We start from the raw sequence: 25,468 nt of genomic DNA, 5'->3' as shown, positions 1-25,468 counted from the left end.
TGGTGAAAATCTGATTCATTGGGGTTAAACTCGGGGAGTTGTATTCGATCTCATTCCGGATCGCGTTCTCAGAGCGAAGGAGCTCCCGTGAATTCCGCTATTACCCCTCCAAGCCTGTCCTTCAGGATCGGCATGTTCGGCGCCTTCATCGCGCCGCTCGTCTTCATCGTTTCAACAGTTGCCTTCTTCGTGATTTTCCGCGCGTTCGACATGAACGCGCTGACGGTCGGTGGGCTGATCGGCCTCTTCATCGCGGCCCCGTTCGCACGCGGCTACTCGAAGTTCTGGGACGCCATCATGAAGGGCGTGTCGTCGCAGACCTCGGTCATGCTGCTCATGCTGCTGCTCTCGGTCGGCCTGATCTCCGAGCTCCTCAAGACCACCGGCCTCTCCGAGGGCTTCGTCTGGTTGGCGCTCTCGGTCGGTGTGAACGGGGCGAACTTCATCGCGATCGCGTTCATCGCGGTCTGCGCCATCGCCATGTCGACCGGTTCGTCGCTCGGCACCATGTTCACGGTGTTCCCGATCTTCTACCCTGCGGGCGCGATCCTCGGCGCTGATCCGGTGCTACTCGCGGGTGCGCTCCTTTCGGGTGCGCTCTTCGGCGACAACCTCGCACCCATCTCGGACTCCACGATCATCTCGGCTGCGACGCAGAAGTACCGCACGAAGGAAGGCTCGGCGGAGATCCCGGGCGTCGTCGCGAGCCGCACTCGTTACTCGCTGCCGGCGGCGGCAATCGCTCTCGTGCTCTTCTGGGTGATCGGTTTCGCCGTCTCGCCGGGTGCTGCCGCAACTGAAGGTATCTCGGCCGGGGACTTCTCCGCGACCGGACTCTGGATGCTGATTCCCGTGGTCGCGCTGCTCGCGGTCGCATTCGCGACGCGTGACCTGTTCAAGGCGATCTCGGTCGGCGTGCTCGTGGGCGTCATCGTCGGTCTGATGTCGGGAGCGATGAACTTCTCGGGCGTCATTGGCGTCGACGGCGACGCCGTCACCGGCTTCCTCGTCGGCGGTATTGCGAGCATGCTTCCGATCATCGGCCTCAGCATGATCGTCTTCGCGATGCTCGGTGTCCTGCAGGAGGCGGGCGTGCTCGAGGCGATCGTCTACAAGGTCGTCGACAGCGGCTGGGTCAACACGCCTCGCCGCGCCGAGACGGCCATCGGCGTCGGCACCCTCATCACGATCACGCTGTTCGCGAGCGTCAACGGTCCTTCGATGATGGTCTTCGGTCCGCTCGCCGATCGCTTCGGCGCGAAGGTCGGACTCCACCCCTACCGTCGATCCAACATCATGGACTGCTTCGCGCTCGGGCTCGGTAGCATCGTGCCGCTCGCGAGCTCCTTCCTCTTCATCGGCAGCCTGCTCACGACCGACATGGGTGACGCGCCGGCGCTGAATCCGTTCGCGATCTTCCTTGGTGCGTTCTACCCGCTGGTGCTGACGCTCATCGCGATGATCGCGATCATTACCGGCTTCGGACGTCGCTTTGAAGGCCCGAACGGCACGCTCGTGAAGACGCAGGCCGAAGCCGTCATTGTTGAGGACTCGGGCCCGAACACCAACGTGGTCACCCTGCAGCAGACACAGGGCTTGAACGCTCTGTAATTCCTCCGACCCCGATCCTGAAACACAAAGGAGCACCATGTCCGACACCGTCCCGCCCCTGAACCCCGAGCAGTTCCGCCGCCTCTTCCCGGCGCTGGAGGACGCGCCGCACTTTGCGAGCTGCAGCCTCGGGGCGGTGTCGGATCGCCTGGCGTTCACGATGCAGCGTATGACGGGAGGCCTGCTCGACTCGCAGGCGCCGTGGCAGGACTGGGTCACCAAGATCGAGGAGTACCGCGCACTCATGGGCCGCTTCCTCGGAGTCGATGGGGAGAATGTCGCCATTCTTTCCTGCGCCTCCGAGGGAGCGTTCCAGGTGGTCTCTTCACTCGACTGGAGCGGGGCACGAAACCAGCTGGTGACGTCGGATCTCGAGTTCCCATCGGTCGGCAATGTCTGGCGGGCGCAGCGCGACGCCATCGATGTCGTGAATGTCGAGGGCATCGAGGCCGCGCTGCACGCGGACAACTGGATCCCCCTGATTTCCGAGCGCACGAAGCTCGTCTCGATTCCGCTCGTGAGCTATCACAACGGCACCATGCCGGAGCTCGCTCGGGTAGTCGAGCACGCCCACTCGGTGGGAGCGAAGGTGTTCGTCGACGCCTACCAGGGTGCGGGCGTCGTCCCGTTCTCGGCATCGGAGATCGGGTGCGACTTCCTGGTTACGGGAAACCTCAAGTACATGCTCGGACTCCCGGGCATCGCGGCGCTCTACGTCAAGGACTGCGTGAACGTCGAACACCCCGCCGGTCTCACTGGCTGGTTCGGACGCGTCAACCCGTTCGCCTTTGACGCTGCGGGAGTCGACTACCCCGAGAACGCGCGCCGTTTCGAGATGGGCACGCACGCCATTCCCTCGGCGTACGCCGCCGTCGCGGGGCTCGAGCTCCACGCGCAGATCGATCTGTCGCAGACGTGGGACCACATCGTGACACTGCGCGAGCGCCTCGCGGATGAACTCCTCGGTCTCGGCATGCAGATCGATTACCCGGGCGACCCCGCGCACCGCGGACCGCAGGTCGCGATCATCGGCCAGGATCCGGAGGTGCTCGGCGCCAAGCTCACCGCGAACCGCATCGGCGCCGCGCCGCGCGGGGAGCGCCTGCGCCTCTCGCTGCACGCGTACAACGCGGATCGAGACATCGATGCACTCGTTCGCGCACTGAGCTAAGTCGGCCTGCGCTTACTGAGTGAGCTCGCCGGAGCCGAGCTCACCAGACTTACGTGCGGCGGATCACGCCCGCACGTTGCAATCGTCGGCCTCCCGGAGCCGGGAGCCCGAACGCATAAAGGAGAAACACATGGCAATGTCAGTATCGGGCTACAACGTTGAGGCCGTTCGTCGGCGCTTCACGATGCTGCGCGACAACGCATTCACCTTCCTCGACGCTCCCGGCGGAAGCCAGGTGCCCGACGAGGTCGCCAACGCATACGCCGACAACGCGAAGTACTCGAGCGCGAACTTCGGTGGTTTCTACCCGACGTCGTACCGGGTCACGGAGGTCAACAAGGTTGCTCGCGAGAAGGCCGCAGAGTTCCTCGGTGGCGACGCATCGCAGATCGTGTTCGGCGGCAGCATGACGAGCGTCAACTTCGCGCTGACCCGTGCAGCGGCTCGCTCGTTCCAGCCCGGCGACGAGATCATCACGACGGCTCTCGATCACGACGGCAATGTCGCGCCCTGGCGCGAGCTCGCGAAGGACCTGGGCCTCGTCATGAAGGTCGCGCGCGTCGACGAGAACCTCTTCCTCGACGTCGAGCACCTGAAGTCGCTCATCACCGACCGCACCAAGGTCATCGCGTTCCCGTGGAGCGCGAACTCCATCGGGCATATGACGCCCGCGAAGGAGATCTGCGACATCGCCCATGAGGCTGGCGCCATCGCCTGGGTCGACGCCGTGCAGTACGCGGCGCACCGCAAGGTCGACGCCCGCGCCATCGGCGCTGACGTCATCACCTGCTCGGCCTACAAGTTCGCCGGCCCTCACCTCGGCATCGCTCACGTCGAGGATCGGGTGGCAAAGGACTGGGACGGCTACAAGGTCATGCCCCGCGACAACTACCCGCTCGGTAGCCGCTTCGAAACAGGTACCCAGCCCTATGAGCTCCTCGCCGGCCTCATCAAGACGTTCGATTACCTGAAGTCCATCGGCGGTTTCGAGAAGATCGAGCAGCACGAGGAGCAGCTCGGACAGATGATGATGGACCGCCTGCCCGCGGGCATCGAGGTTCTCGGCACGAAGGACGTGACGAAGCGCGTCCCGACCTTCCTGCTCGACATCCCCGGTGTCGAGGCCGAGACGGTCGCTCGTCGCCTCGGTGAGCAGAACATCGCGGTGTGGCACCACGACCACTGGTACGCGATGTCGCTCGGCGAGTACCTGCCGAAGCGCGACACCCTGCGCGTCGGTTTCGCGCACTACAACAACGAGATGGACGTCGACCGCTTCATCACGGCGATCTCCGAGTTCGCGAAGTAACGCTGAGTATCTCCGCTTGAGGGCCCGGAACACGCGCATGGCCGCGCGAGTTACGGGCCTTTGGCATGCGTACAGCTTGCAGCCCCGGCCATAGGCGGCCGATCGCCAGACGCAGACGCAGACGCAGACGCAGACGCGCCGCGGCCCGATACTTCGCATAGCGGATGGTGCTTCCAAGCGCCCGGATGCCACGCTTGTCTCATTCCGATGATCAGCGTCGAAAACGGGAGACAGCACAGGTGCGCGAAGACTTTAGAGCCGCGATGAGGCAGTGGCAAACGGGTATTTGTCTGGTCACGAGTGTCGACCCCGCAGGAGTCCCGATTGGGCTCGTTTGCAATTCCTTCGCCTCGCTCTCGCTCGAGCCACCCCTCGTCAGCTGGGCCGTCGACCACGGGTCGTCGTCGATCAACGCCTGGCGCGCGATCGACTCCTACGCGATCCACGTGCTCCCTCGCATGGAACGCCCGCTCGACCATCCGCTGATCGCGACCTTTGCGCAGCGAGGCGGAGACAAGTTCGCGGGCATCGAGTTCGAGTTGAACGCGAATGGCGATCCAGTTATCCCGGAGCTTCCCACTCGCTTCGATTGCATGCTGCATGAGCGCATCATCGTCGGGGATCACGACCTCATGATCGGCCGCCCGACTGCCATCGTCGCGCCGGACGTCGCGACCGTGTCCGCGCGGCCGTCGCTCCGACACTGAATCGCGCTCGCCCTCGGTCCCCCACCCCCCCATCTGACAGAAATGAGTACCATGATCCGCGATATTCTCAATGGCGAAGACTTCAAGCTCGGCCTCTTCTCTCCGAACTGCTCCGGGGGCCTGGCCGTGACGAAGATCCCCGATCGCTGGAGCGCCAGCTGGGAAGACAACCTCGCGCTCGCGCAGGCGGCCGAGGCCGCGGGCATCGACTTCCTCCTGCCGATCGCACGCTTCATCGGCTACAAAGGCGACACCAACTTCCACGGCTCAGTGCTCGATCCCATCGTGTGGGCAGCCGGTCTGATCGCGAGCACGAAGCGCATCAATGTCTTCTCGACGATACACACAGCGTTCAACAACCCCATGGTGATCGCGAAGCAGATGGCGACGCTCGACCAGCTCGGCGGGGGAGGGCGCGCTGGTCTGAACGTCGTCGCCGGCTGGAACCTCCCGGAGTACGAAGCTCTCGGGGCTCCGATGCCCGAAGCCCACGACGACCGCTATGGGTTTGCTGCCGAGTGGCTCGAGGTCATCGAGGAAGCGTGGAGCGCCGAGGCGAAGTTCCAGCACGACGGCAAGTTCTACCAGCTGAAGGATGCCGAATCCGAGCCGAAGCCGAAGGGCGGACGCGTTCCGATCCTCAATGCAGGCTCGTCGACTCAGGGACGCGACTTCGCTGCGCACTACTCCGACTTCGCATTCACGATCATCCCCGATGTCGAGACCGGCGCTGGCATCGTGCAAGCCATGCGTGATGAGGCTCGCGCGAATTACCAGCGCGAGGTCGGTGTCCTCACGCTCGGCCACGTCGTGTGCCGCGACAGCCGGGCCGAGGCCGAGGACTACCTCGCATACTACGCTGACGAGTACGCCGATTGGGGCGCGGTCGACTACCTGATGGGGCTGCAGGGCATGCACGCGCAGTCCTTCACGCCGGAGATGCTGCAAACGATGCGCTCACGCTTCGCTTCGGGCCATGGTTCGCTCCCGATCGTCGGCACTCCGGAGGAGGTCGCGGAGCAGATCCGCGCCGTCAGCGAGGCCGGCTTCGACGGGATGACGCTCGCGTTTGTGAATTACACGCGTGAGGTCACTGAATTCGGCCGCTCGGTGATGCCGATTCTCGAGAAGATGGGCGTGCGCTCGCCGCGAGCCTAGGATCGTTCGCATGACGCCGGCGTTTCTCTCTGACTTCCCGATCGCTCATGCGTCGAGCACGGGGCGTCTTCGGGACGCGGTCGACGGGGTCACCGGCTACGATCACGCCGTGACCAGCGGCGCAGAACGCTCTGGGCGCGTGAGAGGCACCGTGAACGGGTTGCGGATCGGCGCGCTCTCTCTGGTGTACGTCGCGTATGCGGCGCCCGTGAGCGTGGTCGGGCCGCCGGCCAAAGAACGGGTGGTGCTCGTCGTTCCCCTTGGGCCCATGCAGGTCGAGGTGGCCGGGCACCGACAAGTGATGACGGCGCCCTTCGTGCTGTCGGGGACTGCGCAGACGCGCATGATTCCGGATCCGACGGCGGGTGCCCTGGTCGGCGTACTGGCGCTATCGACGGTCACCACCTTGCTCCGCGACGCGCTCGGGGCAGAGCGAGAGTGCGCCGTCGATCTCGGGCACTCGCGGCCTATTGAACTGCATGGAGGCACACGAATCCGGCGTACGTGGGCGAATTTTGCTCAGCAGCCGACGAGTGACGCGGAAGCTCTGGTCGACGCGCTTCTCATGGGCCTCGCCCCGGTCACGATGTATGGCGGGGGCGAGGCCTTCGAGCCGTCGCCGCCGTCGTATCTGCTGGAGGCCGCCCGATACTTACGGCGGTATCTTTCGGAGCCGATCACCATCGAGAGCCTCGGCAGCACAGTGGGCATCGGCACGCGCCAGCTGCAGCTCGCCTTCCAAGCACATCTCGGCTGCACCGCTCAGGAGTACCTGCGCAATGCGCGGCTCGACCGGGCTTGGGCGGCACTGAACGATTCGCGACCGGGACGGGATCGCTCGCCTTCGGTGGCCACCGTTGCCGCGGAGGTGGGCATCCCGCACACGGGACGATTCGCGCGCTACTTCTCCGACCGCTTCGGCGTGCTTCCGTCGGAGCTGCGCGGGTAGTCGCGTCACTGCACGCAAATGGGGCGGTCGCCGGTACCCAACCGGCGCCCGCCCCATTCGTGTGTTGCGCTAGGCCGCGACGGGCATCGCGGTGAGCGCCTTCGCGAGCGCCACCCCGTCCTCGTCCGCGAGCGCCGCCTTCGTGAGGCGCGCGAGCGTCTTCGCTGCGTCCGTCTTGCCGCGCAGGCTCGGGACGGTGGCCATCAGCTTCGCAAAGCTTTCGGAGCCGTGCGCGTGCGTCGCGCCGTAGCCCTTCAGCACTCGCGGAGCCTTCGCGATTTCGCACGCGAGATCGTAATCCTCGGCTGCGACCTCGACCACGAGGTCGAGCCAGCTATCGATGGCGACCTGCTCGCGGCCGTAGCGCAGTGAGCGCGGACGCATGGGGCGCATCGACGCCATGAACCAGAGCGCACTGAACCCGAAGACCGAGGTCGTGTTGACGACCATGCCATCGCGGGTTACTGCACCCACAACCTTGCCGAAGAGCTTCGAGCGGGAGAGCGCCCGCCCGAGTGCGGTCGGCAGCGTATCCGTGATCTCGTCGACCTGGGGATGCAGGAACTCCCGCACCTGCGTCAGCTGGCCGCTGTCGGCCTTCGCCTCGACGCGCACACCTTCCATGCGACGCTTGCGCAACTTCTGCAGGGCGACGTGGATCGTGTCCTGATAGGCCATCCACAGCGCGGTATGACGGGCGACCTCGACCGACAGCGGCGCGTCTGCGCGGCCTGCGTCGAACGGGATCACCCGCGAGGCGCGATCGAGGAATAGGTCCGTATACTCCGGGCCCTGATACACCGCGGTCCGCACACAGCCGTGCACGACCATCGAGCGGGCGTCCTCCGCGAAGTTCGCGACGCGGTCCATCCGATCCGCAATTTTGGGGCCGACGAGCTGCCGGGGGTCCGAGATCGCGAGCTCGCGGTGGCGGCGCTCCTCGGCCTCGGCGGCCTCCTCCGCGGGATCCCGCGGCCGGCGGCGTCCGATGGTGACGCGCACGGGGCCGAGCCCGGAGGGCGGCGAGGGCTGCGCAGCCTCGGCGGCGGCCTCCTCCGCGGCGACTCGAGCCGCGTCGAAGCCCAGCCCGAACGCCTTCAGCGAGCGCTCGACGGCCTTGCCCGAGCGGGTGATGGTCTCCTCGAAGCTTTCGCGGGGAATCGGCAGGGCACCGGATCCGGCGAGAGCGCCGAAGAGCGACGACGAGTTCACGCTGCCCGCCTGGGCAGCGAGCGCGCTGAAGTCCGCCGCGATGAGCTGCTTCGAGCCCGCCTTCGCAGAGTTCAGCAGACTCTCGTCGTCGACGCGGCCGTCGCCCAGGTTGATCTTTTCGGTGATGGCGTAGACGCGGTTGGTCGACGCGATGAGCGTCGTGCGGTCCGGTGTGCAGAACCCGCGCTGCAGTGCGCGCCCGGCTTCCATCAGCTCCGAAGCGATCACGACGTCCACCTGCCCCGGCGTGGGGAACAGGCTCAGGATCGGCTCGGTACGGGCTGCGCCCTCCGAGGCACGTTCAGCGCGCGGGTAGAGCTCGACGTAGTACACGGTTGCGCCGGTGCGCTGGGCCACACCCGCGACCGAGGTGCTCTGCGTGATGAAGCCGGAGGACTCGCCGAGCGCGACGATCCAGTCGGCGAGCACGCCGCCGCCTTCGCCGCCCATCGCGAGGATGGCGATCGTGATGGGCCTGCGGCCCGATTCCCAGGTGCTCATGCGGCCACCTCGTACTGGCTCGCGCGACGCTCGACGGGGGAGGAGAGCATCGACATCCAACCGGAGCGGATCTTGCCGAGCAGCCGGTCGCTCAGCGAGGGGTTGATCACGACGTCCGTTCGGTAGAACGACGGGCAGAGCGATGCCGCGTGCGCGTTGGCTCCGCAGACGCCGCAACCCACGCAGCTATCGATGACGGTCGCGACCGGGTCCGTGCGCATCGGGTCCGGGTTGTCTTTTAGCGTGAGCGAGGGACAGCCCGAGATGCGGATGCACGCGTGATCGCCCGTGCAGGTCTCGGCGTCGACGCCGAAGCGCTGACGCACGACGCGCTTACCCTCCTTGATGTCCTGCTGCATCTTCGGCTTGACGCGGCGCTGCCGGTTGAGCTGGCACTCGCTCTGCGCGATGACGACCTTCGGTCCCTCAGTTTTCGTCGTGAACGCCTCGACGAAGATCTTCTTGAGCTTCGCGATGTCGTAGGTATTGTTCATCGTCTTGGCCCATTTCACCCCGACGCCGCGCACGGCCTTCTCGATGGGGTTGTCCATGGAGCGGCTCTGCGTCTCGGCCTGGCCGTAGGACGAGAGGAGATCCTGCCCGCCCGTAGCGGCGGCGTAAGAGTTGTCGACGACGACCGTCACCTGATCGTTTTTGTTGAAGACGGCGTTGCCGATCCCGCTCGTGAGGCCGTTGTGCCAGAAACCGCCGTCACCCATGATGCCGATCGTGGTGCGGTCGGCGTCCTTCGAATTGAGCGCCGAAGCGCCCGCTGAGCCGAGGCCGTACCCCATAGTGGTGCCGCCGAGATTGAACGGTTCGTTGATGCCGAAGAGATGGCAGCCGATGTCCATGCTCACGTGGTGCTCCTGACCGACCTCCTTCTCGGCGAGCTTCATTGCGCTGAAGATCGGGCGCTCGGGGCAACCGGTGCAGAGCCCCGGCGGGCGCCCCTGTACCTGGGTGGCATCGACCCGGGGCGCGAATGGGCTCGCCGGGTTCTCCGCGGGAAGCAGGAGTGAGGGCTGGGTCTCGATGAGCTGCGGCTCGTACTGCTGGAGAAACTCCGTGACGCCCTTCGTGACGACCTGCGTGGTGTACTCGCCGCCCATGGGCAGCAGGTCCTTGCCGTGCAGAGCCGTGGTCGAGCCCGCCTTGCGAAGGATCGAGTTCAGGTTCTGCTCGATGTAGTCGGGCTGGCCCTCTTCGAGGAGCAGCACGGCCTTCTTGCCCTCGCAGAACTCGAGCACCTCCTCGTCGATCACGGGGTAGGTGACGTTCATCACGTACATCGGCACGTGGGTGTTGCCGAAAGCATCGGAGCAGCCGAGCAGTTCGAGCGAGCGGTTGAGCGTGTTGTAGAGCCCGCCCTGCACGATGATGCCGATGTCGTCGACGTCGCCCTCGAAGAACTCGTTCATCTTGTTCTTGCGAATGTACTCAACGGCCGCGGGCCAGCGAGCGTGCACCTTCTCGTGCTCGTGCAGGAAGCTCGCGGGCGGGAGCACGATGCGGCTCAGGTCGCGCTGCGGATTCTCGACGGCGTCGGTGACCGTCATCGGCGGGCGCACATTGTCTTCCGCGATGAAGGAACCCTGCAGGTGGCAGGAGCGGAGACGTAGATCGAGCATGACCGGCGTGTTGCTCGCTTCGGAAAGGCCGAAGCCGTGCTTGACGGTGTCGACGATCGCGGAGATATTGGGGCGCGGATCGAGCAGCCACATCTGCGACTTCATCGCGAAGGCGTGCGAGCGTTCCTGCATGATGCTCGAACCCTCGCCGTAGTCCTCGCCGAGGATGACGAGCGCACCGCCCTCAACGCCGCCGCTCGACAGGTTCGCGAGTGCGTCGGAGGCGACGTTCAGACCGACCGTCGACTTGAAGGTCACGGCCCCGCGAAGCGGGTAGTGCACCGAAGCCGCGAGCATCGCGGCCGCGGTTGCCTCGGAGGCGGAGTTCTCGAAGTAGACGTCGAGCTCTTCGAGGATGTCGTGGGCGTCGCCCAGCACGTCCATGAGGTGTGAGATTGGCGCACCCTGGTAGCCGCCGACGTAGGCGACCCCGGACTCGAGCAGAGCCTTCGTTACCGCGAGGATGCCCTCGACGTGCAACTCGGTGCCCGCGCCTGAGCGCAGTTTCTTGACCTCGTTGACGAACGACCGTTCTGCCATGGTGGTGTACCCTTTCGCGTCATCGTTGACATGCGCTCGTTGTGGAGCCGCAGAACCAATATATCAAATATGTGGCGAACGTCACACGAGTGAAAGACGATCGGTCTCAGTAATTTTCCGTATTGACAGGAGTGGTCGCCTCAACGGCCCGGAAGCACTCGGTTTCGGAGCGCACAGGAGCCCCCTCAAGACGTCTGCGCTGCCGGTGCCCGGCGGATGTGTGCGACGAAGGGCCAAGTGGCTTCACGCCCACCGGTGATGCCCGACGGCCGGAAGATGAGGACGAGCACCATGATCGCTCCGAGCACGATGAGGCGACTGCCCGAGGGGAGCGACACCATCACGTCGCCGAACTGCAGCCCCTTTTCGAGCACACCGAGGAGGTGGCTGAGTGCCGAGATCGCGAGCGCTCCCACCACCGCGCCCCACAGTGACAGCATGCCGCCGACCACGAGCATCGCGATCGTGGTGAAGGTGAAGTCGAGCGAGAACTGCGAGGCCTGGGCGACACCGTTGAGCTGCGCCCACACTCCGCCGCCGACGCCCGCGAGCGCTCCCGAGACGGTGAACGCGATAAGCCTGTGGCGAGTCACCGTGATGCCCGACGCCGGCGCGGCCTGAATGCTGTCGCGCGAGGCCCGCAGTAGTCGGGCGCTCCGGCTCTGGCCGTAGCACCACGCGAGTGCGATGACGACGAGTGCGATCACCAGCACGGACTGCAGGTCGAAGCTGCGCGGCAGCCCCGTCATGGACTGCCCGGACTTCGGTCCGATCTGTTTGAAGTAGGTCAGCACCTGCACGACCAGCATGAGCAGCGCGAACGTCGCGATGCCCGCCTCGAGGCCGTTCAGTCGCATGAGCGCCAGACCACTGAGCAGTGCGAGGAGGCCGCCGACGAGCGCCGCGATTACGAGGGCGACGAGGGGGTTCGCCTGGGCGTCGATGAGGAACGGGAACAGATCGGGCATGATCGCTGCCTTGATGTTCGACGGGATCGTGAGGAGCGAGAGCGTCCAGGCGCCGACGGCGACGAAGGCGATGTGGCCGAACGAGAGCACGCCACTATTGCCGATGAACGTCCACATGGCGACGACGATGATGAGGTTCGCGAGCGCGTACCCGAGGTCGATGGCGGCCGTCTGAGAGAGGGCACTCGCGCCGAGAGAAACGAGCCACACGACGAGCACGGGCGCCGCGAGCGTCCAGAGCTTCGCGACGGGTTCCGGCACCGCGAACCTCGTGAGCCCCCGGCGTTCTGACTGCTGCTGTTTCATGCGCGTTCCTTCACAGCTCGGCCGGCGAAGAGGCCATTGGGGGCGATCACCAGGACTACGGCGACCAGCAGATACACGAAGGCGATCCTGAAATCATTGATCCAGCTCGGGAGCCAGGTCGTGAAGATCGAAATCGCGAAGCCGACGACGAAGCCACCGACAACGCTTCCGCCGAGTCGACCGAGGCCGCCGATGGTTGAGCCGATCAGCGCGAAGAGGGTGACCTGCACGCCGAACGTGGGCCCGACACCCCCGCTCTGGGTGGTGAGGACGAAGGCGATCGCCGCCGCGAGCACGCCGCTGATCGCGAACGTCAGGGCGATCACGACGCCGGCGCGGATGCCGAGCACGCGTGCGGCCCGGAAGTCCTCGGACGCGGCCTGCACCTGCAGGCCCATCGGGGTGCGGGTGAGGAAGAAGCGGATGAGGAGAAGGAGCACGGCGGCGAGCGCGATCGACACGATCGAGATGAGGTTGATGCGGAGATCGCCGATGCGGATCGACGCCGCTAGCCCAGGCGCAACCGCCGCTGAAATCACATTCGTGCCGAAGATCCCGTCGAAGACGCGCTGCAGCAGGATGCTGAGCCCGAAGCTCGCGATGAGGAGCGTGGCCGGTGGCTGGGAGCGGATCCACCGGAAGACCGCGACGTCCATGAAGAGTGCAAGAGCGACCGAGACCACGATTGCTGCGATGATCGCCAACGGCCACGACACGGGCCAGAGCAGGACGAGGGCGTAGCCGGCAGCGGTGATGAGCTCGCCGTTCGCGAAGTTCGCGAGTCGCATGACGCCGAAAACGAGACCGATGCCGAGTGCCGCGAGCGCATAGACAGCGCCGGTGGAGGTCGCGTCGATGAGTGCTTGGATGAGGTTCACGAGCCCAAATACGCTTTCATGAGGAGTGCCGAGTTGTGCGCGTCTTCGGGGCCGAGCATCATCGTGATGCGGCCCTCGCTGAGCACGTAGGTGCGGTCGGCCGCCGCGACCGTCTGCTGTGCGCGTTGCTCGACGATGAGCACCGCGGTCCCGCGCTCCCGAATGCTCTCGATCGAGGAGAACACCGTGTCTACCGCGGTCGGCGAGAGGCCGAGCGACGGCTCGTCGAGCGCGAGGAGTTTTGGTGCGGAGAGCAAGGCGCGGCCGATCGCAAGTTGCTGCTGCTGACCGCCGGAGAGGAGCCCGGCCTGGCGATCTGAGAATTCCTCGAGGATGGGGAAGAGGGTGTAGACCCACTGCAGGTCATCTTCGAGGCCGTCGGAGTTCGGTCGGGCGGTGGCGCCGAGCTTCAGGTTCTCCCTTACGGTGAGGCGGCTGAAGACGTTGTGTCCCTCCTGCACCAGCGCGATGCCGGATCGCGCGATGCGCTCAGTGGGTCGCCCGAGCAGGCTGCTTCCCTCGAACTCGAGGGTGTCCGCCTGCGCCCGCACCGCCCCGACCAGGGCGTGCATCGTGGACGACTTGCCGGCGCCGTTCGGGCCGATGATGCCGACGAGCTCGCCCGCGTCGACGTGGAAGTCGATGCCGCTCACAGCGGCGATCCCGCGGTACGACACGCGAAGATCGGAGACCTCGAGCAATCGCTGAGGAGTGGTGTGGTCGGTCACTCGAGTGTTCCTTCTGCAATCTGCTCGGCCGCGCTGCCCAGGTAGCTCGTGGCGAGTCTGCTGTCGTGCCGCACGACGTCGGGTGTGCCGTCGAGCACGTTCTTTCCAGCGCCCAGCACGAAGATGTGGTCGCAGCTCGAGAAGACGAGCGGCATGTTGTGGTCGATGAGGAGTACTCCGACCTCTCGTTCCGCGACCGAACGCATGGTGTCGCGGAGGTGCTCGGCCTCACCGTCGTTGAGCCCCGCCGCCGGCTCATCGAGCAGCACGTAGTCGGGGCGTGCGGCGAGCGCCCGAGCGACACCGAGGCGACGCTCGACGCCGTGGGGGAGACCGCTTGCGTCGTGCAACATCCAATCGCCGAGCTGCAGTTCGTCGATGAGGTCGAGTGCGAGTTGGCGGGAGGACTTTCTGCCGGCGCCGCACGCGAGCGCAGTCACCTCGATGTTCTCGAGCACCGTGCAACGGCCAAAAAGGTGTCCGTGCTGGAAGGTGCGCGCGACACCGAAGCGGGCGCGGCGCTCTGCGCGCATGGCGGTGACGTCATTGCCGTTCGCGACGACGCTGCCCTGATCCGGAGTGTCGTAGCCCGTGAGGATGTTCACGAGCGTGGACTTGCCGGCGCCGTTCGAGCCGATGAGGCCGGTGACCCGGCCCCGCGGGATTTCGATCGATACCTCGGAGAGGGCCTGTACGCCGCTGTAGGCGCGGGAGAGGTGTTCCCCCCGCAGCACGTTCTCGGTGCTGACGGGGGGAACCGCGGTCTGCTGCATCTTTCGTGCTACTCGCCTGCGGAGAGCAGGACCTTTTCGGGCGTGCGGGTCTCGAGCCAGGCGAGGCCGCCGTCCTTGACCTCGAGCACGCGCTGCGGGCGCTCGACGTTGACGTGCAGGTCATCGGAGAAGGACGTCGGGCCGACGAGCAGCGGAACCTCGGAGAAGCCGGTGAGCGCCTTCGCGAGCGCATCGCCTTCCCAGGAGCCGGCCTCGTCGTGGGCGAGCTGAATCGCTTCGATCGCCGAGGCTCCGGTCGTCATGCTGCCGTTCTCGGGGCGCTGGCCGTAGACCTCTTCGTACTTCGCGGATGCCTTGTTGACGGCCTCATCGCTGTCGTCGCCCCAGACGGAGGGGTAGGTCACGATGTAGTAGTCGGTGAGGTTCGGAATCGCGCCGAGCCAGAACGTGCCGTCCATGCCGAAGCCGGACACGACCGGGGTGTCGATCCCGCCATCGCGGAGCTCCTTGGCAGCCTTGCCGCCGCCCTCGCCGTAGCTGCAGTTGAACACGACGTCGGGCGTCTCGCCGCTCGAGATCTTCGACACGGTCTCCTTGATGCTGTCACCCTGTTTGAAGGTGTACGTCGCGATCTCCGTGCCGCCGAGTTCGGTAAAGCGCTTCGCGGCCGTCTCGCACTGGTTCTGCGTGTACTTGATCGAGTCGTCCTTGAGGAAGACGGCGCTCTTCCATCCCTGATCGGCGGCGAACTCCGCCATGGTGCTCGCCTCACCGGGCACGGCGTTGCCGAAGGAGAAGCCGATATTCAGCCCGCCCTCGGGGCCGTAAATGGTGTCGCCGACGCACGGCGCGATGTTCAAAATGTTGTTCTGCTCGGCGACCTGGGATGCCGGCACGGCGGTGTCGTAGTCGCAGGTCACCATGAGGACCTTTGCGCCATCGTCAACGAGACTCTGCGCCGCTGGCGCGTACTGTTCGAAATCGGATCCGGTATCGATCACGGAAAGCTCCACCTGGGCGCCGTCGATGCCACCGTTAGCGTTCAGGTCATCGACTGCGATCTTCATCGCATTCAGCGCCGGCGTGTCGAACGGAGACATGAATCCGGTTTCGGCCATTACGGCGCCGATGAGGATCGTCTCGTCGCTCGACCCGCCACTCTTCGACGCCGATTCGTCGGAGTCGGAACCGGATGCTGATGACACACAGCCGGTGAGTGCGAGGGCCCCAGCGGCGAGGGCCGCGAGCGGGAGTAGATGGGTCTTGCGCATGGGTGGCCTTTCTCTTGCGACGGGCGACTCGGCACTGAGGCGCGTATCGTCGGCTTGGGATGTCGGATCTGCGCCGAGCGACGTCGGGATCCGGGCTGGTAGAGCCCGAAGTGACGGGGGAGAAACGCTGTCGGCACTGACTAGGAGTAGTTGTATCCCAATTTCGTTACGCGCGTCAAGTAGATGTTCATAACGTTATGGCCTTCCGCGCGACTCGCGCGGGGTTCGAGGTCAGCGTGCCAGTTCCGCGCGCACGTGGGCGAAGGCGGGCTCGTCAAGCCGGGTCACGATTTCTTCGATGAGGCGTGTCGCGGGCTCGCCCGCCCAGTCGCTCGGTAGGAGCTCACGGGGGAGCGCAGGATCGCGCATCGGGAGCACGCGCCAGTCATTGAGTGCGCGAACGTAGTGGGTGTACGCCGTGCGCGGCGAAGGGAGTGCCCCTCCGTCGCGAAGTGCCGCGAAGCCCGGCTCATGGCGGGCGAGAAACGCGCGGTACCCGGCGTCGATCGCGTCGAGATCCCAAGCCTCTCGTGCAAGTTGCGAGAGCTCCTGCCCGCCGACCCGATCTCCGACGAGGAGGATGGTGTTGCTCGCGAGATCCAGGCGCGTCACGAGGTCGAGCGCGCTCGGCGCCATACGTGCGGGAGCGATCCACACCCCTTGACCGACATTCCCGAAACCCAGCGATGCGAGACGCGACCGGAGGAGGTGCCGGTGGGCGCGCTGATCTTCGGGCACTGAAAAGGTCGCGATGCACCAGCCGTCGGCGAGGTCGGCGGGCTGGCGCGAGTGCCAGATGTACTCGTCGCCCGACGCGAGCGTGTCGCGCGCGAGATCGGTGAGGCGATACCCCGTGACGGAACCACGTTTCTCGGGTTCCAACCACCCGCGCTTCTTCAGGCGCGAGACACCCGTGCGCGCGCTCGACTCGTCGACACCGAGCTCCTCGAGCAGTGCGACGATGACCTTGACGGGGAGCCAGTCGCCTACCCGGCGAGCAAATGCGCCGAGCAGCGTCACGAGGAGCGTGCGCGAGGTATTCGGGGTCATGATCGCCTGTCTCGGTGCGGTGCCAGGGTTGCGCCGGTGTTGCGATCATCACGGAAGCGTGACAACTTTGACGGGAACTCGACGGAGTGTTCGCAGATTCGAAGGAGCTTTCATGTCCCATCGGCCCACGTTTTCGCACGTCGGCATCACCGTGCCCAACATCGGAGAAGCGGTGGAGTGGTACCGCACGGTGTTCGACTACTACCTGTTGGCCGGCCCGCTCGAGGTGCTCGAAGACGACACTCCGCTCGGCGTTGCCGCGACAGGGATTTACGGCACGGGCTTCGCGCGTTTCCAGTTCGCTCACATGGCGTCACCCGATGGCAACGGCTTCGAGATCTTCCAATTCGACGCGCCGGCGTATGAGCGCCCGGATGACACGTTCCAGTTCTGGAGGAGCGGCGTGAATCACTTCGCGCTGACCGCGCCCGACGTCGCCGCGCTCGCGGCTGACGTCGTCGCTGCGGGAGGTCGGCAGCGATCGGACGTGGTGACCATCAATGAGGATCGCGGCTACCAGATCCTGTACTGCGAAGATCCCTGGGGCAACGTGTTCGAGGTCTGCTCGCACCCCTACGCCTACATCTGGGGTGCGTAGCGCGTCCGATCGCCGGGTCGTTGCCCGACCATCGCCGAACTGCTCGATGCTCGGGGAGGTGTGAAAGGCACGCAAGACGCGAAAGGCGCGGGGATCGCGGTGCTTCAGGCACTCACGCGATCCCCACGCCTCTCGGGGTGCCGCTTCATCGAGGCGCTGGCCTCGCCGAAGCGGCGATACTTACTCGGCAGAGTCGCCGAGGTACGCGACGCCCTGGATCTCGATCAGAGCCTCGGGCTGCCACAGCTTGGTCACGCCGATACCGGCCATCGCGGGGTACTCCGTCCCCGCCATTTCGCGCCACTTACGGCCGATTTCACGACCGTTGCGCTGGTAATCGTCGACGTCGGTGAGGTAGATGGTGACGTCGACGAGGTCCGTCGGCTTGCCGCCGGCCGCCTCGAGGGTGGCGAGTACGTTGCTAAACGCCTGCTCGAACTGCTCGACGATTCCGCCCGGCACGATCTTGTAGTCGGCGTCGAGGGCGGTCTGCCCGCCCAGGTAGACAAACGGGCCCGCCTTCACGCCGTGGGCAAAGCCGATCGGCTTGCACAGCTGCGGGGGATTGATGACCTGACCTGACATCTTTGTCTCCATCTCTGTTGCGAGTGATATATCGAAGTTGTGACGTTCGTGAATATTCTGTCATACTGTCACCGAATCGGCGAATGCAACTCGACCGATGAGCTGAGGAACGAGCCTCACCGAACCTACGGGAGCGACGATGCACTTGGGGACACTACGTACAGCGAGCGGAAGCACATTCGCGGCCGTGCGCGACGGAGCGGAGTGGATTCTGCTCGACGCAGGCGATGTCGGTGCGTTGATCGCTGACGAGAGCTGGCGTGATGTCGTCTCCGCGGCCCGTCAGGATGCCACGCGCAAGCGGATCGCGACAGACGCTGCAGAACTCGCCGCGCCCGTGCTGGAGCCGCGGAAGATCCTCTGCTGCGGGCTGAACTACCTCGACCACATCGCTGAGGCGGGTCGCGAGGTCCCGGAGTACCCGACGCTGTTCGCGAAGTTCGCGGACACGCTCACCGCGCCGCTCGCCGACATCCACATCGCGGGTTCGGAGAAGGTCGACTGGGAGGCGGAGCTCGCGGTCGTCATCGGGTCACGAGTGCGGGGCGCGAGCCGCGAAGAGGCCGAGGCCGCGATCCTCGGGTACACCGTCGCGAACGATGTGTCGTGCCGCGATTGGCAGTCCCGCACGCTGCAGTGGTTGCAGGGCAAGGCCTGGGACCGCACCACCCCGATCGGGCCCGTCATCGTCACCGCCGACGAGATCTCCCCCAAGGAGGGCCTCGACATCACCGGCGAGATCGATGGCGTCGTCATGCAGCAGAGCAACACTCGTGAGCTCGCGTTCGATTCAGCGGACCTCGTCGCGTATATCTCCCAATTCACCGAGCTCGGCCCGGGAGACATCGTGCTCACGGGTACTCCCGGCGGCGTCGGGCTCGGCATGCAGCCGCAACGCTGGCTGCGCGATGGCGAGGTGCTGACGACGCGAATCGAAGGTATCGGAGAGCTGCGAAACACCATGCGGATCGCGGCAGGTTCAACGGAGGAGACGCAGTGAGCAGTATTGAGATCGAACGCGCGAACGAGCCGAACGCGAAGCGGTTCCTCGCGGCGATCGAGTTGTCCGAGTCCGAGGCGCGCGTATACGACCGCGCGTTCGAGGTGATCCCGCAGTACGTCCCGTGGCCGAAGGCTTACGGTGGAGATTCGGTGGCGCAGGCGGCGGCGGCCGCGCTCGCGACCGTTGGCGAGGACCGCGAGCTGCACTCGATGCATAGTTCGTTCCTGCGGCCCGTCGAGGTGGGGGAGCCCGTGCGCTACGAGGTCGAACTCCTGCGCGACGGGCGCGGGTACTCGACCCGGCACGTTCGCGGGTATCAGCAGGAGAAGGTCGTCTTCCTGACCACCGCATCATTCCAGGTGCCCGAGAACGGGCCCGAGTACGCGCCGACCATGCCGGACGCGCCGGATCCCGATTCCCTGCCGAGCTCCGCGGAGTACATCGACGGTCGCGGCCTCGGCGATTCCGCTGCCGGTGACTACTGGGCCCGCGGCCGTAGCTTTGACATGCGTCACATCCCAGGACCGGTCTACTTCGAGATCGAGGGCGAGCAGCGTCCGCACCAGGCTATCTGGGTCCGCTCGTTCTCGGAGCTTCCGGCAGACCGCCGAACGCAGCAGCTCGCCCTGACCTACGTCTGCGATTACACGATCTTGGAGCCCTCCCTCCGAGCGATCGGTGCCCCCTGGTCGACCGAGGGCCTGGTCACCGCCAGCCTCGATCACAGCATGTGGTTCCACCGACCGGCGCGCGCCGACGAGTGGGTGCTCTACGCGCAGGAGAGCGCGGGAGTGCAGGGGGGGCGCGCCCTCAACACCGGTCGCTTCTTCTCCCGCTCGGGCGAGCTCATCGCGACCGTCGCTCAGGAGGGCATGATCCGGCTCCCCTGAGGAGCTTCCCTGATCCGCACGACACCGCTTCACACCACCGTCGCCTCTCAATGGGCGGCGGACCAGATTCCAAATGCAGAAAGGACCCCGGCATGGGAAAGAGAATCGCCGTCATCGGAGGAGGCCCCGCGGGGCTGTACTTCGCCGTCCTCGCCAAGAAACTCGATCCGACTCACGACATCACGGTGTGGGAGCGTAACGCTCACGACGACACCTTCGGATTCGGCGTCGTGTTCAGTGACGAGACGCTCACCGGCATTGAGAACGCCGATCCCGAGTTCTACGAAGCGATGCAGCAGAGCTTCGCCCGCTGGAGCGACATCGACATTCACTTCAAGGGCGAGGAGATCGTCGTCGGTGGTCAGGGCTTTGCGGCAACCAGCCGCAAGGAACTGCTCATCCTCCTGCAGCGTCGCGCAATGGAGCTCGGCGCCACCATCCACTTCCAACAGGAAGCGCCGGATGTCGATGAGCTCGCCCGCGACTACGATCTGGTGATCGCCTCCGACGGCATCAACTCCCGGATCCGCCCGCACTACGCGGAGTCGTTCCAGCCGTCGCTCGATCCGCGCAAGTCGAAGTTCATCTGGCTCGGGCTCGACCGTGCAATTGAGGCGTTCACCTTTCACGTCAAGCACACGCCGTGGGGCATCATCCAGGTGCACGCCTACCCGTACTCGGCTACCGAGAGCACCTTCCTGGTGGAGATGCACGAGGACGTGTGGCGCGGCGCCGGCTTCGACGCGAGCGAGTCGAAGACCTTCCCGCCCGGTGTGAGCGACGACGAGTCGGTTGCGAAGCTCGGTGAGATCTTCGCCGAGGAGCTCGACGGCGCGAACCTGCTGACGAACAATTCGAAGTGGATCACGTTCAACACCGTGCGCAATGAGAAGTGGAGCCACGAGAACGTCGTGCTGCTCGGCGACGCCGCGCACACCGCGCACTTCTCGATCGGATCGGGCACGAAGCTCGCGCTCGAGGATGCGCTCGCGCTCGCCGCGAACCTGCACGAGCAGCCCGACGACATTCCCGCGGTGCTCGAGGCGTACGAGGCCGAGCGGCGCCCGGTCGTGCTCTCGCTGCAGCGCGCTGCGCAGGCATCGCTCGAGTGGTTCGAGAACATCGGCCAGTACGCGGATCAGGAGCCGGAGCAGTTCGCCTTCAACCTGATGACGCGCTCGCGCCGCATCACCTTCGAGAACCTCGAGGTGCGCGACCCCGAGTACGCGGAGCGCGTGCAGCTCGATTTCGCGCAGAGCGCCTCGGGCGAGAACATCCCCGCCATGTTCCAGCCCGCGCGCATTGGCAGCGTCGAGCTGAAGAACCGCGTCATCGTCTCGGCGATGGACCAGTACACGGCTGAGGAGGGCGTCGTCAGCGACTACCACCTCGTGCACCTCGGGAGCCGCGCCATCGGCGGTGCGGGGCTCGTGATGACCGAGATGATCGCGCCGTCGGCCGACGGACGCATCTCGCCGGCTGACGCCGGTCTCTACACCGATGAGCAGCGTGACGCGTGGAAGCGGATCGTGGACTTCGTCCACCAGAACTCCACGGCGAAGATCGGTGCCCAGCTCGGGCATTCGGGTCGCAAGGGCTCCACGAAGGTCATGTGGGAGGGCATCGACGAGCCGGTGGAGACCGGGGGTTGGGAGCCCATCGGCCCATCCTCGATTCCCTACGGCCCGGGCAGCGCGACGCCGCGTGAAGCGACGCGCGCCGATATGGACCGCATCACCGCGGACTACGTGGCCGCGGCCCGCCGTGCGGGCGAGGCTGGCTTCGACCTCGTCGAGCTGCACGCGGCGCACGGCTACCTGCTGTCGTCGTTCCTTTCGCCCATCTCGAACACGCGCACCGACGAGTACGGTGGCAGCCTCGAGAATCGTCTGCGCTACCCGCTCGAGGTCTTCGACGCGGTGCGCGCGGCGCTTCCCGAGGAGACCCCACTGATCGTGCGCCTCTCCGCACACGACTGGGTGCCGGGCGGCAACACCGACGATGATGCGGTCGAGATCGCGGCCGCGTTCATCTCGCGCGGCGCCGATGCGATCGACGTCTCCTCGGGCCAGGTCGCGAAGCACGAGAAGCCCCTGTTCGGTCGCAGCTACCAGACGCCGTTCGCCGACAAGATCCGTAACCGCGTTGCGGAGCGGGCGGGAGTCCCCGTCATCGCGGTGGGCGCGATCTCGTCGTACGACGACGTCAACTCGCTGCTGATCGCGGGTCGTTGCGACTTCGTCGCCATCGGACGCACGCACCTCTACGATCCGCACTGGACACTGCACGCCGCGGCAGACCAGAATTATCGTGGGGACGCCGCGTCCTGGATCAACCAGTACCGCGCCGGACGGCGGAAGCCTCCGTCGGCGCGTACCGATGCGATCCGCCCGCGGCTCGAACTGCTCAGCACCGCCCCGGTGATCGATGACACGCACACCCGGTGGGTGGGAGGTCGCACCGTGCCGGCGGGCGAGCGCGAGCCGGTCGCCGTGTCCTAACCGATGTACCGTGATCCGCTGGGCGGGCGCTGTCGCCCGCCCAGCGGATCACTGATCCCGAACCGAACAATCTCAATGAGGAGTACCGAATATGACCAGCACCGTTGACATTGCCGCCGCACTCGCCTCGGGAAGCGTGCGCATCGTCGATCTGACGAACACGCTCTCCGCTGACACCCCCACGCTGCGGCTTCCCGACCCCTTCGAGAATCTCATCGACTTCAGCCTCGAGGAGGTCAGCCGCTTCAACGAGCCCGGCCCCTTCTGGATGCACCACAACATCCACACGGGCGAGCACATCGGCACGCACCTCGACGCCCCCGTGCACTGGATCAGCGGCAAGGATGGGAAGGACATCGCGAGCATCGAGCCCGAGCGTCTGGTCGGCCCCGCGGTCGTGCTGGATTTCACGGCTCAGGTCGAGCAGGACCCGGACTACCTCATCACCGTCGATGACATCAAGGCGTGGGAGGCCGAGCACGGCGCGCTGCCGGAGAACGGTTGGGCGCTCTTCCGCACCGGTTGGGATCGCTTCGCGGACGACAAGGAGGCGTTCCTGAATGCCGACGAGAGCGGCTCGCACACTCCGGGCTTCACGGCGGAAACCGCCAAGTGGCTCGCGGAGGAAACCAAGCTCTCGGGCGTCGGCGTGGAGACCGTGGGAATCGATGCAGGCCGCGGCGCCGAGCTCGATCCGCCCTTCGCGATGCACTACCACCTGCTCGGCAACGACAAGTACGGGATCACCTCGCTGCAGAATCTCGCCGAGCTTCCCGCGACCGGTGCCGTGATCGTGGTCGCGCCGCTCCCGATCGTCGGCGGCGGCGGCAGCCCCTCGCGCATCTTTGCGCTCGTGAACGGCTGATTCCGCGAGAACTTCGGAAACTGCAACAGGCCCCCGCTTCGTGATGAAGCGGGGGCCTGTTGCGTGCTGTCGGGGTGCGGCGGCTCGGCCGGACGGGTCAGCGCGTCTTTCCGGTGATGATGCGCTGCGCGACGATGTGGCCGGATCCCGCCCCCAGGCCCGGGCCGGGGTGAGTCGCCGCACCGATGTGCCACACGCCGTTGACGGGCGTTTGGTGGCCGGCCGCTCCCGGGTACGGGCGCCACAGCAGGTTCTGGTCGAGCTCTGCGGATCCGGCGTACGGATCGCCCGCAATCGCGTTAGGGTTCGCGCGTTGCAGGTCGGTCGGCGCGATGATGTCGCTCGCGAGGATGGACTCGCGTAGGCCGGGCGCGAAGGTCTCGAGGCGATCGAGCACGCGGTCGACGTAGCGCTGCTTCAGATCTCCGCTGTCCCAGCCGCCCGTGACATCGATCTCTCCGCCCGCGTCGCCGATCGGCGCGAACGGCACCTCTTGGAGCTGCAGCCACAGGGTCGCCTGGCCCTCGGGCGCGCGGCTCGGGTCAATGACGCTCTGCTGCCCGACGACGATCGTCGGTTCGCTCGGCAACAGGCCCGCCTCGGCTTGGGCGCAGGCGATTCCGGTGCTGCCCGACCCGTCGCTCACGTGCACGAGCGGGGTCGCCCGCAGGGCGGGATCCTCCCACTGCAGCGGACGATCGAGCGCGAAATGCAACTGCATCGCAGCCCGCCCGGGTCGGTAAGCGGGCGCGTCGGTGCGCTGCTTCGTCACCTGCGGGGACGCCGCGAGCAAGCGTCCGTACAGCGCCTCCGGGGCGACGCTGGCGAGCACGGTGTCGGCCGGGATGAGGCCGCTCGATGTGCGCACGCCCATGACCTTGCCGCCCTCGACGACGATCTGCTCGGCCTCTTCGCCGATGCGGATCTCGACGCCCGAGTCGCGGAGCAACTGCTCGAAGGCGGTCAGAAACTTGCCGGCGCCCCCGGTCACCACGGGCAGTCCGAACTGATGCATCGCGGCGGCGAAGACGGGGATCATCATTCCGCCCGTCGCGTGATCGGGGCCGAGACCTGAGTGGAGACCCCACGGCGTCCACAGTGCGTCGACCTCCCATCCGGCGAAGTTCCGCCGGATGAAGCTGCGCGCGCTCGACAGCGAGTCCCGCGCGAGCGATTCGATACCGCTCGGCTTCAGCGCACGAAGCGCCTTCCACGCCAGGCCGCCGAGCACGCGCTTCGAACCGAGCTCCGCGCCGAGCGCCCCGAAGATGAACGGCGCCCGCGGCCCGAAGGTATCGAGCATGCGCAGATACGCGTCCTGGTCCTGCTGCTGCGAGAATCCCGAGGCGGTGCGCGCGGGGTCGCGGTAGGCGATCGTGGTACGACGCTCGCCCTGCACATTCGAGGTGCTCGCTGTCACCGCATCGTCGCTGTTGCTGTACTCGAGACCGCGCTTCGCAAGTTCCGGCCCGAGCTCGCCGTACGCCGCACTCGATACGAAGAGCGGATGCCACGACGAGTAGGTGTCGTGGAGGAACCCCGGAAGGGTCCGCTCCGCCTCAGCGGCGACAAAACCCCCGATCCGGGCGTTCCGCTCGACGAGTACCGTCGAGACCCCGGATCGAGCGAGCTCTGCCGCCGCCACCATTCCATTGATACCGCTGCCGATGACGACCGTTGTCATGAGCCCTCCGCTTTGTGGGTTGTGGTGTCATGATATCGGCCGCCGTGGAAGACGAGCGGTTCTGCGGAGGTGTGTGCATAACGGCGGATGTGGCCGATGTAAATGACGTGGTCACCCGCCTCGTGCCGGGCGACGGTTTCGCACTCGAACGTCGCCAGGGTGCCCGGGATCAAGGGGAGGCCCGCGATCCCCTCGCGCACCTCCACGCCCGAGAACTTGTCGCTCGCCCCCACCGCGAACCTGCGGGAGAGCTCGTGCTGATCGCTCGCCAACACGTTGATCGCGAAGTGGCTCGCCTCCTCGAAGGCCGGCAGGCTCCTCAGGTGGCGCCCCGGGCACCACAGCACCAGCGGGGGATCCATCGAGAGCGACGTGAACGAGTTCGCCGTGACCCCGACTCGCTCGCCACTCGGCGTCGTGGTCGTGACGACGGTCACGCCGGTAGCGAACTGTCCGAACGCGCTGCGCAGATCGCGGGCGTCGAACCCGGGCGCATCGGTCTCGATGCCCGTGTGCTCATGGGCGCCCGACTGCTGGTCGATGCTCGCGTGGTCGATGCTCGCGGCCGCGAGCGACGAGGCGGTGGGGTCTTCAGTGATCGATTGCATGGGTGATCCT

Annotated in this window: 22 protein-coding genes; 11 read left to right on the top strand and 11 right to left on the bottom strand. The window is 66.1% G+C overall.

The genetic code is table 11. The annotated features are described in order from the left end of the window. Positions 1 to 87 precede the first annotated feature (87 nt). The 6 genes from WFH00_RS01590 to WFH00_RS01565 all read left to right on the top strand — a co-directional run bounded on the left by WFH00_RS01590 (position 88) and on the right by WFH00_RS01565 (position 6,905). Positions 88 to 1,611, top strand: a complete 1,524-nt coding sequence (locus WFH00_RS01590) for a Na+/H+ antiporter NhaC family protein (RefSeq protein ID WP_336658834.1) — start codon at positions 88 to 90, stop codon at positions 1,609 to 1,611. A gap of 37 nt (positions 1,612 to 1,648) precedes the next feature. Continuing rightward, the gene (locus WFH00_RS01585; protein ID WP_336658833.1) at positions 1,649 to 2,782 is read left to right on the top strand and encodes an aminotransferase class V-fold PLP-dependent enzyme; all 1,134 of its coding nucleotides are present in this window, start codon (positions 1,649 to 1,651) and stop codon (positions 2,780 to 2,782) included. 130 nt (positions 2,783 to 2,912) lie between these two features. After that, on the top strand, positions 2,913 to 4,091 hold the full coding sequence (locus WFH00_RS01580; RefSeq protein ID WP_336658832.1) for an aminotransferase class V-fold PLP-dependent enzyme: 1,179 nt from the start codon (positions 2,913 to 2,915) through the stop codon (positions 4,089 to 4,091). Positions 4,092 to 4,354: 263 nt separating this feature from the next. After that, on the top strand, positions 4,355 to 4,798 hold the full coding sequence (locus WFH00_RS01575) for a flavin reductase family protein (RefSeq protein WP_336658830.1): 444 nt from the start codon (positions 4,355 to 4,357) through the stop codon (positions 4,796 to 4,798). A 42-nt stretch (positions 4,799 to 4,840) separates the two neighbouring features. Continuing rightward, the gene (locus WFH00_RS01570; RefSeq protein ID WP_336658829.1) at positions 4,841 to 5,956 is read left to right on the top strand and encodes an LLM class flavin-dependent oxidoreductase; all 1,116 of its coding nucleotides are present in this window, start codon (positions 4,841 to 4,843) and stop codon (positions 5,954 to 5,956) included. A gap of 10 nt (positions 5,957 to 5,966) precedes the next feature. Beyond that, positions 5,967 to 6,905: an AraC family transcriptional regulator gene (locus WFH00_RS01565; RefSeq protein ID WP_336658828.1), complete on the top strand. Its 939-nt coding sequence runs from the start codon at positions 5,967 to 5,969 to the stop codon at positions 6,903 to 6,905. Between the two features lie 69 nt (positions 6,906 to 6,974). On the opposite strand, the gene WFH00_RS01560 is transcribed toward WFH00_RS01565, so the two are convergent. The 8 genes from WFH00_RS01560 to WFH00_RS01525 form a co-directional block, all read right to left on the bottom strand. Then, positions 6,975 to 8,618 (bottom strand): indolepyruvate oxidoreductase subunit beta family protein, encoded by a 1,644-nt coding sequence (locus WFH00_RS01560; protein WP_336658827.1) that lies wholly within the window; start codon positions 8,616 to 8,618, stop codon positions 6,975 to 6,977. Next, positions 8,615 to 10,789: an indolepyruvate ferredoxin oxidoreductase subunit alpha gene (locus tag WFH00_RS01555; RefSeq protein ID WP_336658826.1), complete on the bottom strand. Its 2,175-nt coding sequence runs from the start codon at positions 10,787 to 10,789 to the stop codon at positions 8,615 to 8,617. The genes WFH00_RS01560 and WFH00_RS01555 overlap by 4 nt, the downstream gene beginning before the upstream one ends. A 185-nt stretch (positions 10,790 to 10,974) precedes the next feature. After that, entirely contained in the window at positions 10,975 to 12,063 is a 1,089-nt protein-coding gene (locus WFH00_RS01550) for a branched-chain amino acid ABC transporter permease (protein ID WP_336658825.1), read from the bottom strand. Continuing rightward, on the bottom strand, positions 12,060 to 12,941 hold the full coding sequence (locus tag WFH00_RS01545; RefSeq protein WP_336658824.1) for a branched-chain amino acid ABC transporter permease: 882 nt from the start codon (positions 12,939 to 12,941) through the stop codon (positions 12,060 to 12,062). The genes WFH00_RS01550 and WFH00_RS01545 overlap by 4 nt, the downstream gene beginning before the upstream one ends. Further along, positions 12,938 to 13,669: an ABC transporter ATP-binding protein gene (locus WFH00_RS01540; RefSeq protein ID WP_336658823.1), complete on the bottom strand. Its 732-nt coding sequence runs from the start codon at positions 13,667 to 13,669 to the stop codon at positions 12,938 to 12,940. The genes WFH00_RS01545 and WFH00_RS01540 overlap by 4 nt, the downstream gene beginning before the upstream one ends. Next, the gene (locus WFH00_RS01535) at positions 13,666 to 14,442 is read right to left on the bottom strand and encodes an ABC transporter ATP-binding protein (protein WP_336658822.1); all 777 of its coding nucleotides are present in this window, start codon (positions 14,440 to 14,442) and stop codon (positions 13,666 to 13,668) included. The genes WFH00_RS01540 and WFH00_RS01535 overlap by 4 nt, the downstream gene beginning before the upstream one ends. An 8-nt stretch (positions 14,443 to 14,450) precedes the next feature. Beyond that, the gene (locus WFH00_RS01530; protein WP_336658821.1) at positions 14,451 to 15,674 is read right to left on the bottom strand and encodes an ABC transporter substrate-binding protein; all 1,224 of its coding nucleotides are present in this window, start codon (positions 15,672 to 15,674) and stop codon (positions 14,451 to 14,453) included. A 231-nt stretch (positions 15,675 to 15,905) separates the two neighbouring features. Continuing rightward, positions 15,906 to 16,724: a PaaX family transcriptional regulator gene (locus tag WFH00_RS01525; protein ID WP_336658820.1), complete on the bottom strand. Its 819-nt coding sequence runs from the start codon at positions 16,722 to 16,724 to the stop codon at positions 15,906 to 15,908. Between the two features lie 112 nt (positions 16,725 to 16,836). Between WFH00_RS01525 and WFH00_RS01520 the strand changes: the two genes are divergently transcribed. Beyond that, positions 16,837 to 17,322 (top strand): VOC family protein, encoded by a 486-nt coding sequence (locus WFH00_RS01520; protein ID WP_336658818.1) that lies wholly within the window; start codon positions 16,837 to 16,839, stop codon positions 17,320 to 17,322. Between the two features lie 180 nt (positions 17,323 to 17,502). Here the strand turns inward: WFH00_RS01520 and WFH00_RS01515 are convergent, their stop codons facing one another. After that, positions 17,503 to 17,907, bottom strand: coding sequence for a RidA family protein (locus WFH00_RS01515; RefSeq protein ID WP_336658817.1), 405 nt, complete (start codon positions 17,905 to 17,907; stop codon positions 17,503 to 17,505). 187 nt (positions 17,908 to 18,094) lie between these two features. On the opposite strand from WFH00_RS01515, the gene WFH00_RS01510 reads away from it, so the two are divergent. The 4 genes from WFH00_RS01510 to WFH00_RS01495 all read left to right on the top strand — a co-directional run bounded on the left by WFH00_RS01510 (position 18,095) and on the right by WFH00_RS01495 (position 23,166). After that, positions 18,095 to 18,907 (top strand): fumarylacetoacetate hydrolase family protein, encoded by an 813-nt coding sequence (locus WFH00_RS01510; protein WP_336658816.1) that lies wholly within the window; start codon positions 18,095 to 18,097, stop codon positions 18,905 to 18,907. Then, positions 18,904 to 19,800, top strand: a complete 897-nt coding sequence (locus tag WFH00_RS01505; RefSeq protein WP_336658813.1) for an acyl-CoA thioesterase — start codon at positions 18,904 to 18,906, stop codon at positions 19,798 to 19,800. The genes WFH00_RS01510 and WFH00_RS01505 overlap by 4 nt, the downstream gene beginning before the upstream one ends. Before the next feature lie 92 nt (positions 19,801 to 19,892). Then, the gene (locus WFH00_RS01500) at positions 19,893 to 22,301 is read left to right on the top strand and encodes a bifunctional salicylyl-CoA 5-hydroxylase/oxidoreductase (RefSeq protein WP_336658811.1); all 2,409 of its coding nucleotides are present in this window, start codon (positions 19,893 to 19,895) and stop codon (positions 22,299 to 22,301) included. A gap of 91 nt (positions 22,302 to 22,392) precedes the next feature. Next, positions 22,393 to 23,166 (top strand): cyclase family protein, encoded by a 774-nt coding sequence (locus WFH00_RS01495; protein WP_336658809.1) that lies wholly within the window; start codon positions 22,393 to 22,395, stop codon positions 23,164 to 23,166. 97 nt (positions 23,167 to 23,263) lie between these two features. On the opposite strand, the gene WFH00_RS01490 is transcribed toward WFH00_RS01495, so the two are convergent. Beyond that, complete coding sequence (locus tag WFH00_RS01490) at positions 23,264 to 24,850, bottom strand: phytoene desaturase family protein (RefSeq protein ID WP_336658808.1); 1,587 nt, start codon at positions 24,848 to 24,850, stop codon at positions 23,264 to 23,266. Continuing rightward, entirely contained in the window at positions 24,847 to 25,458 is a 612-nt protein-coding gene (locus WFH00_RS01485) for a flavin reductase family protein (RefSeq protein ID WP_336658806.1), read from the bottom strand. Before WFH00_RS01485 ends, WFH00_RS01490 begins: the two co-directional genes overlap by 4 nt. Between the last annotated feature and the right edge of the window lie 10 nt (positions 25,459 to 25,468).

It is taken from the genome of Leucobacter sp. USHLN153 (genome assembly GCF_037145615.1).
Taxonomy (GTDB): Bacteria; Actinomycetota; Actinomycetes; order Actinomycetales; family Microbacteriaceae; genus Leucobacter.
This window is presented reverse-complemented; position numbering and strand designations above follow the sequence as displayed.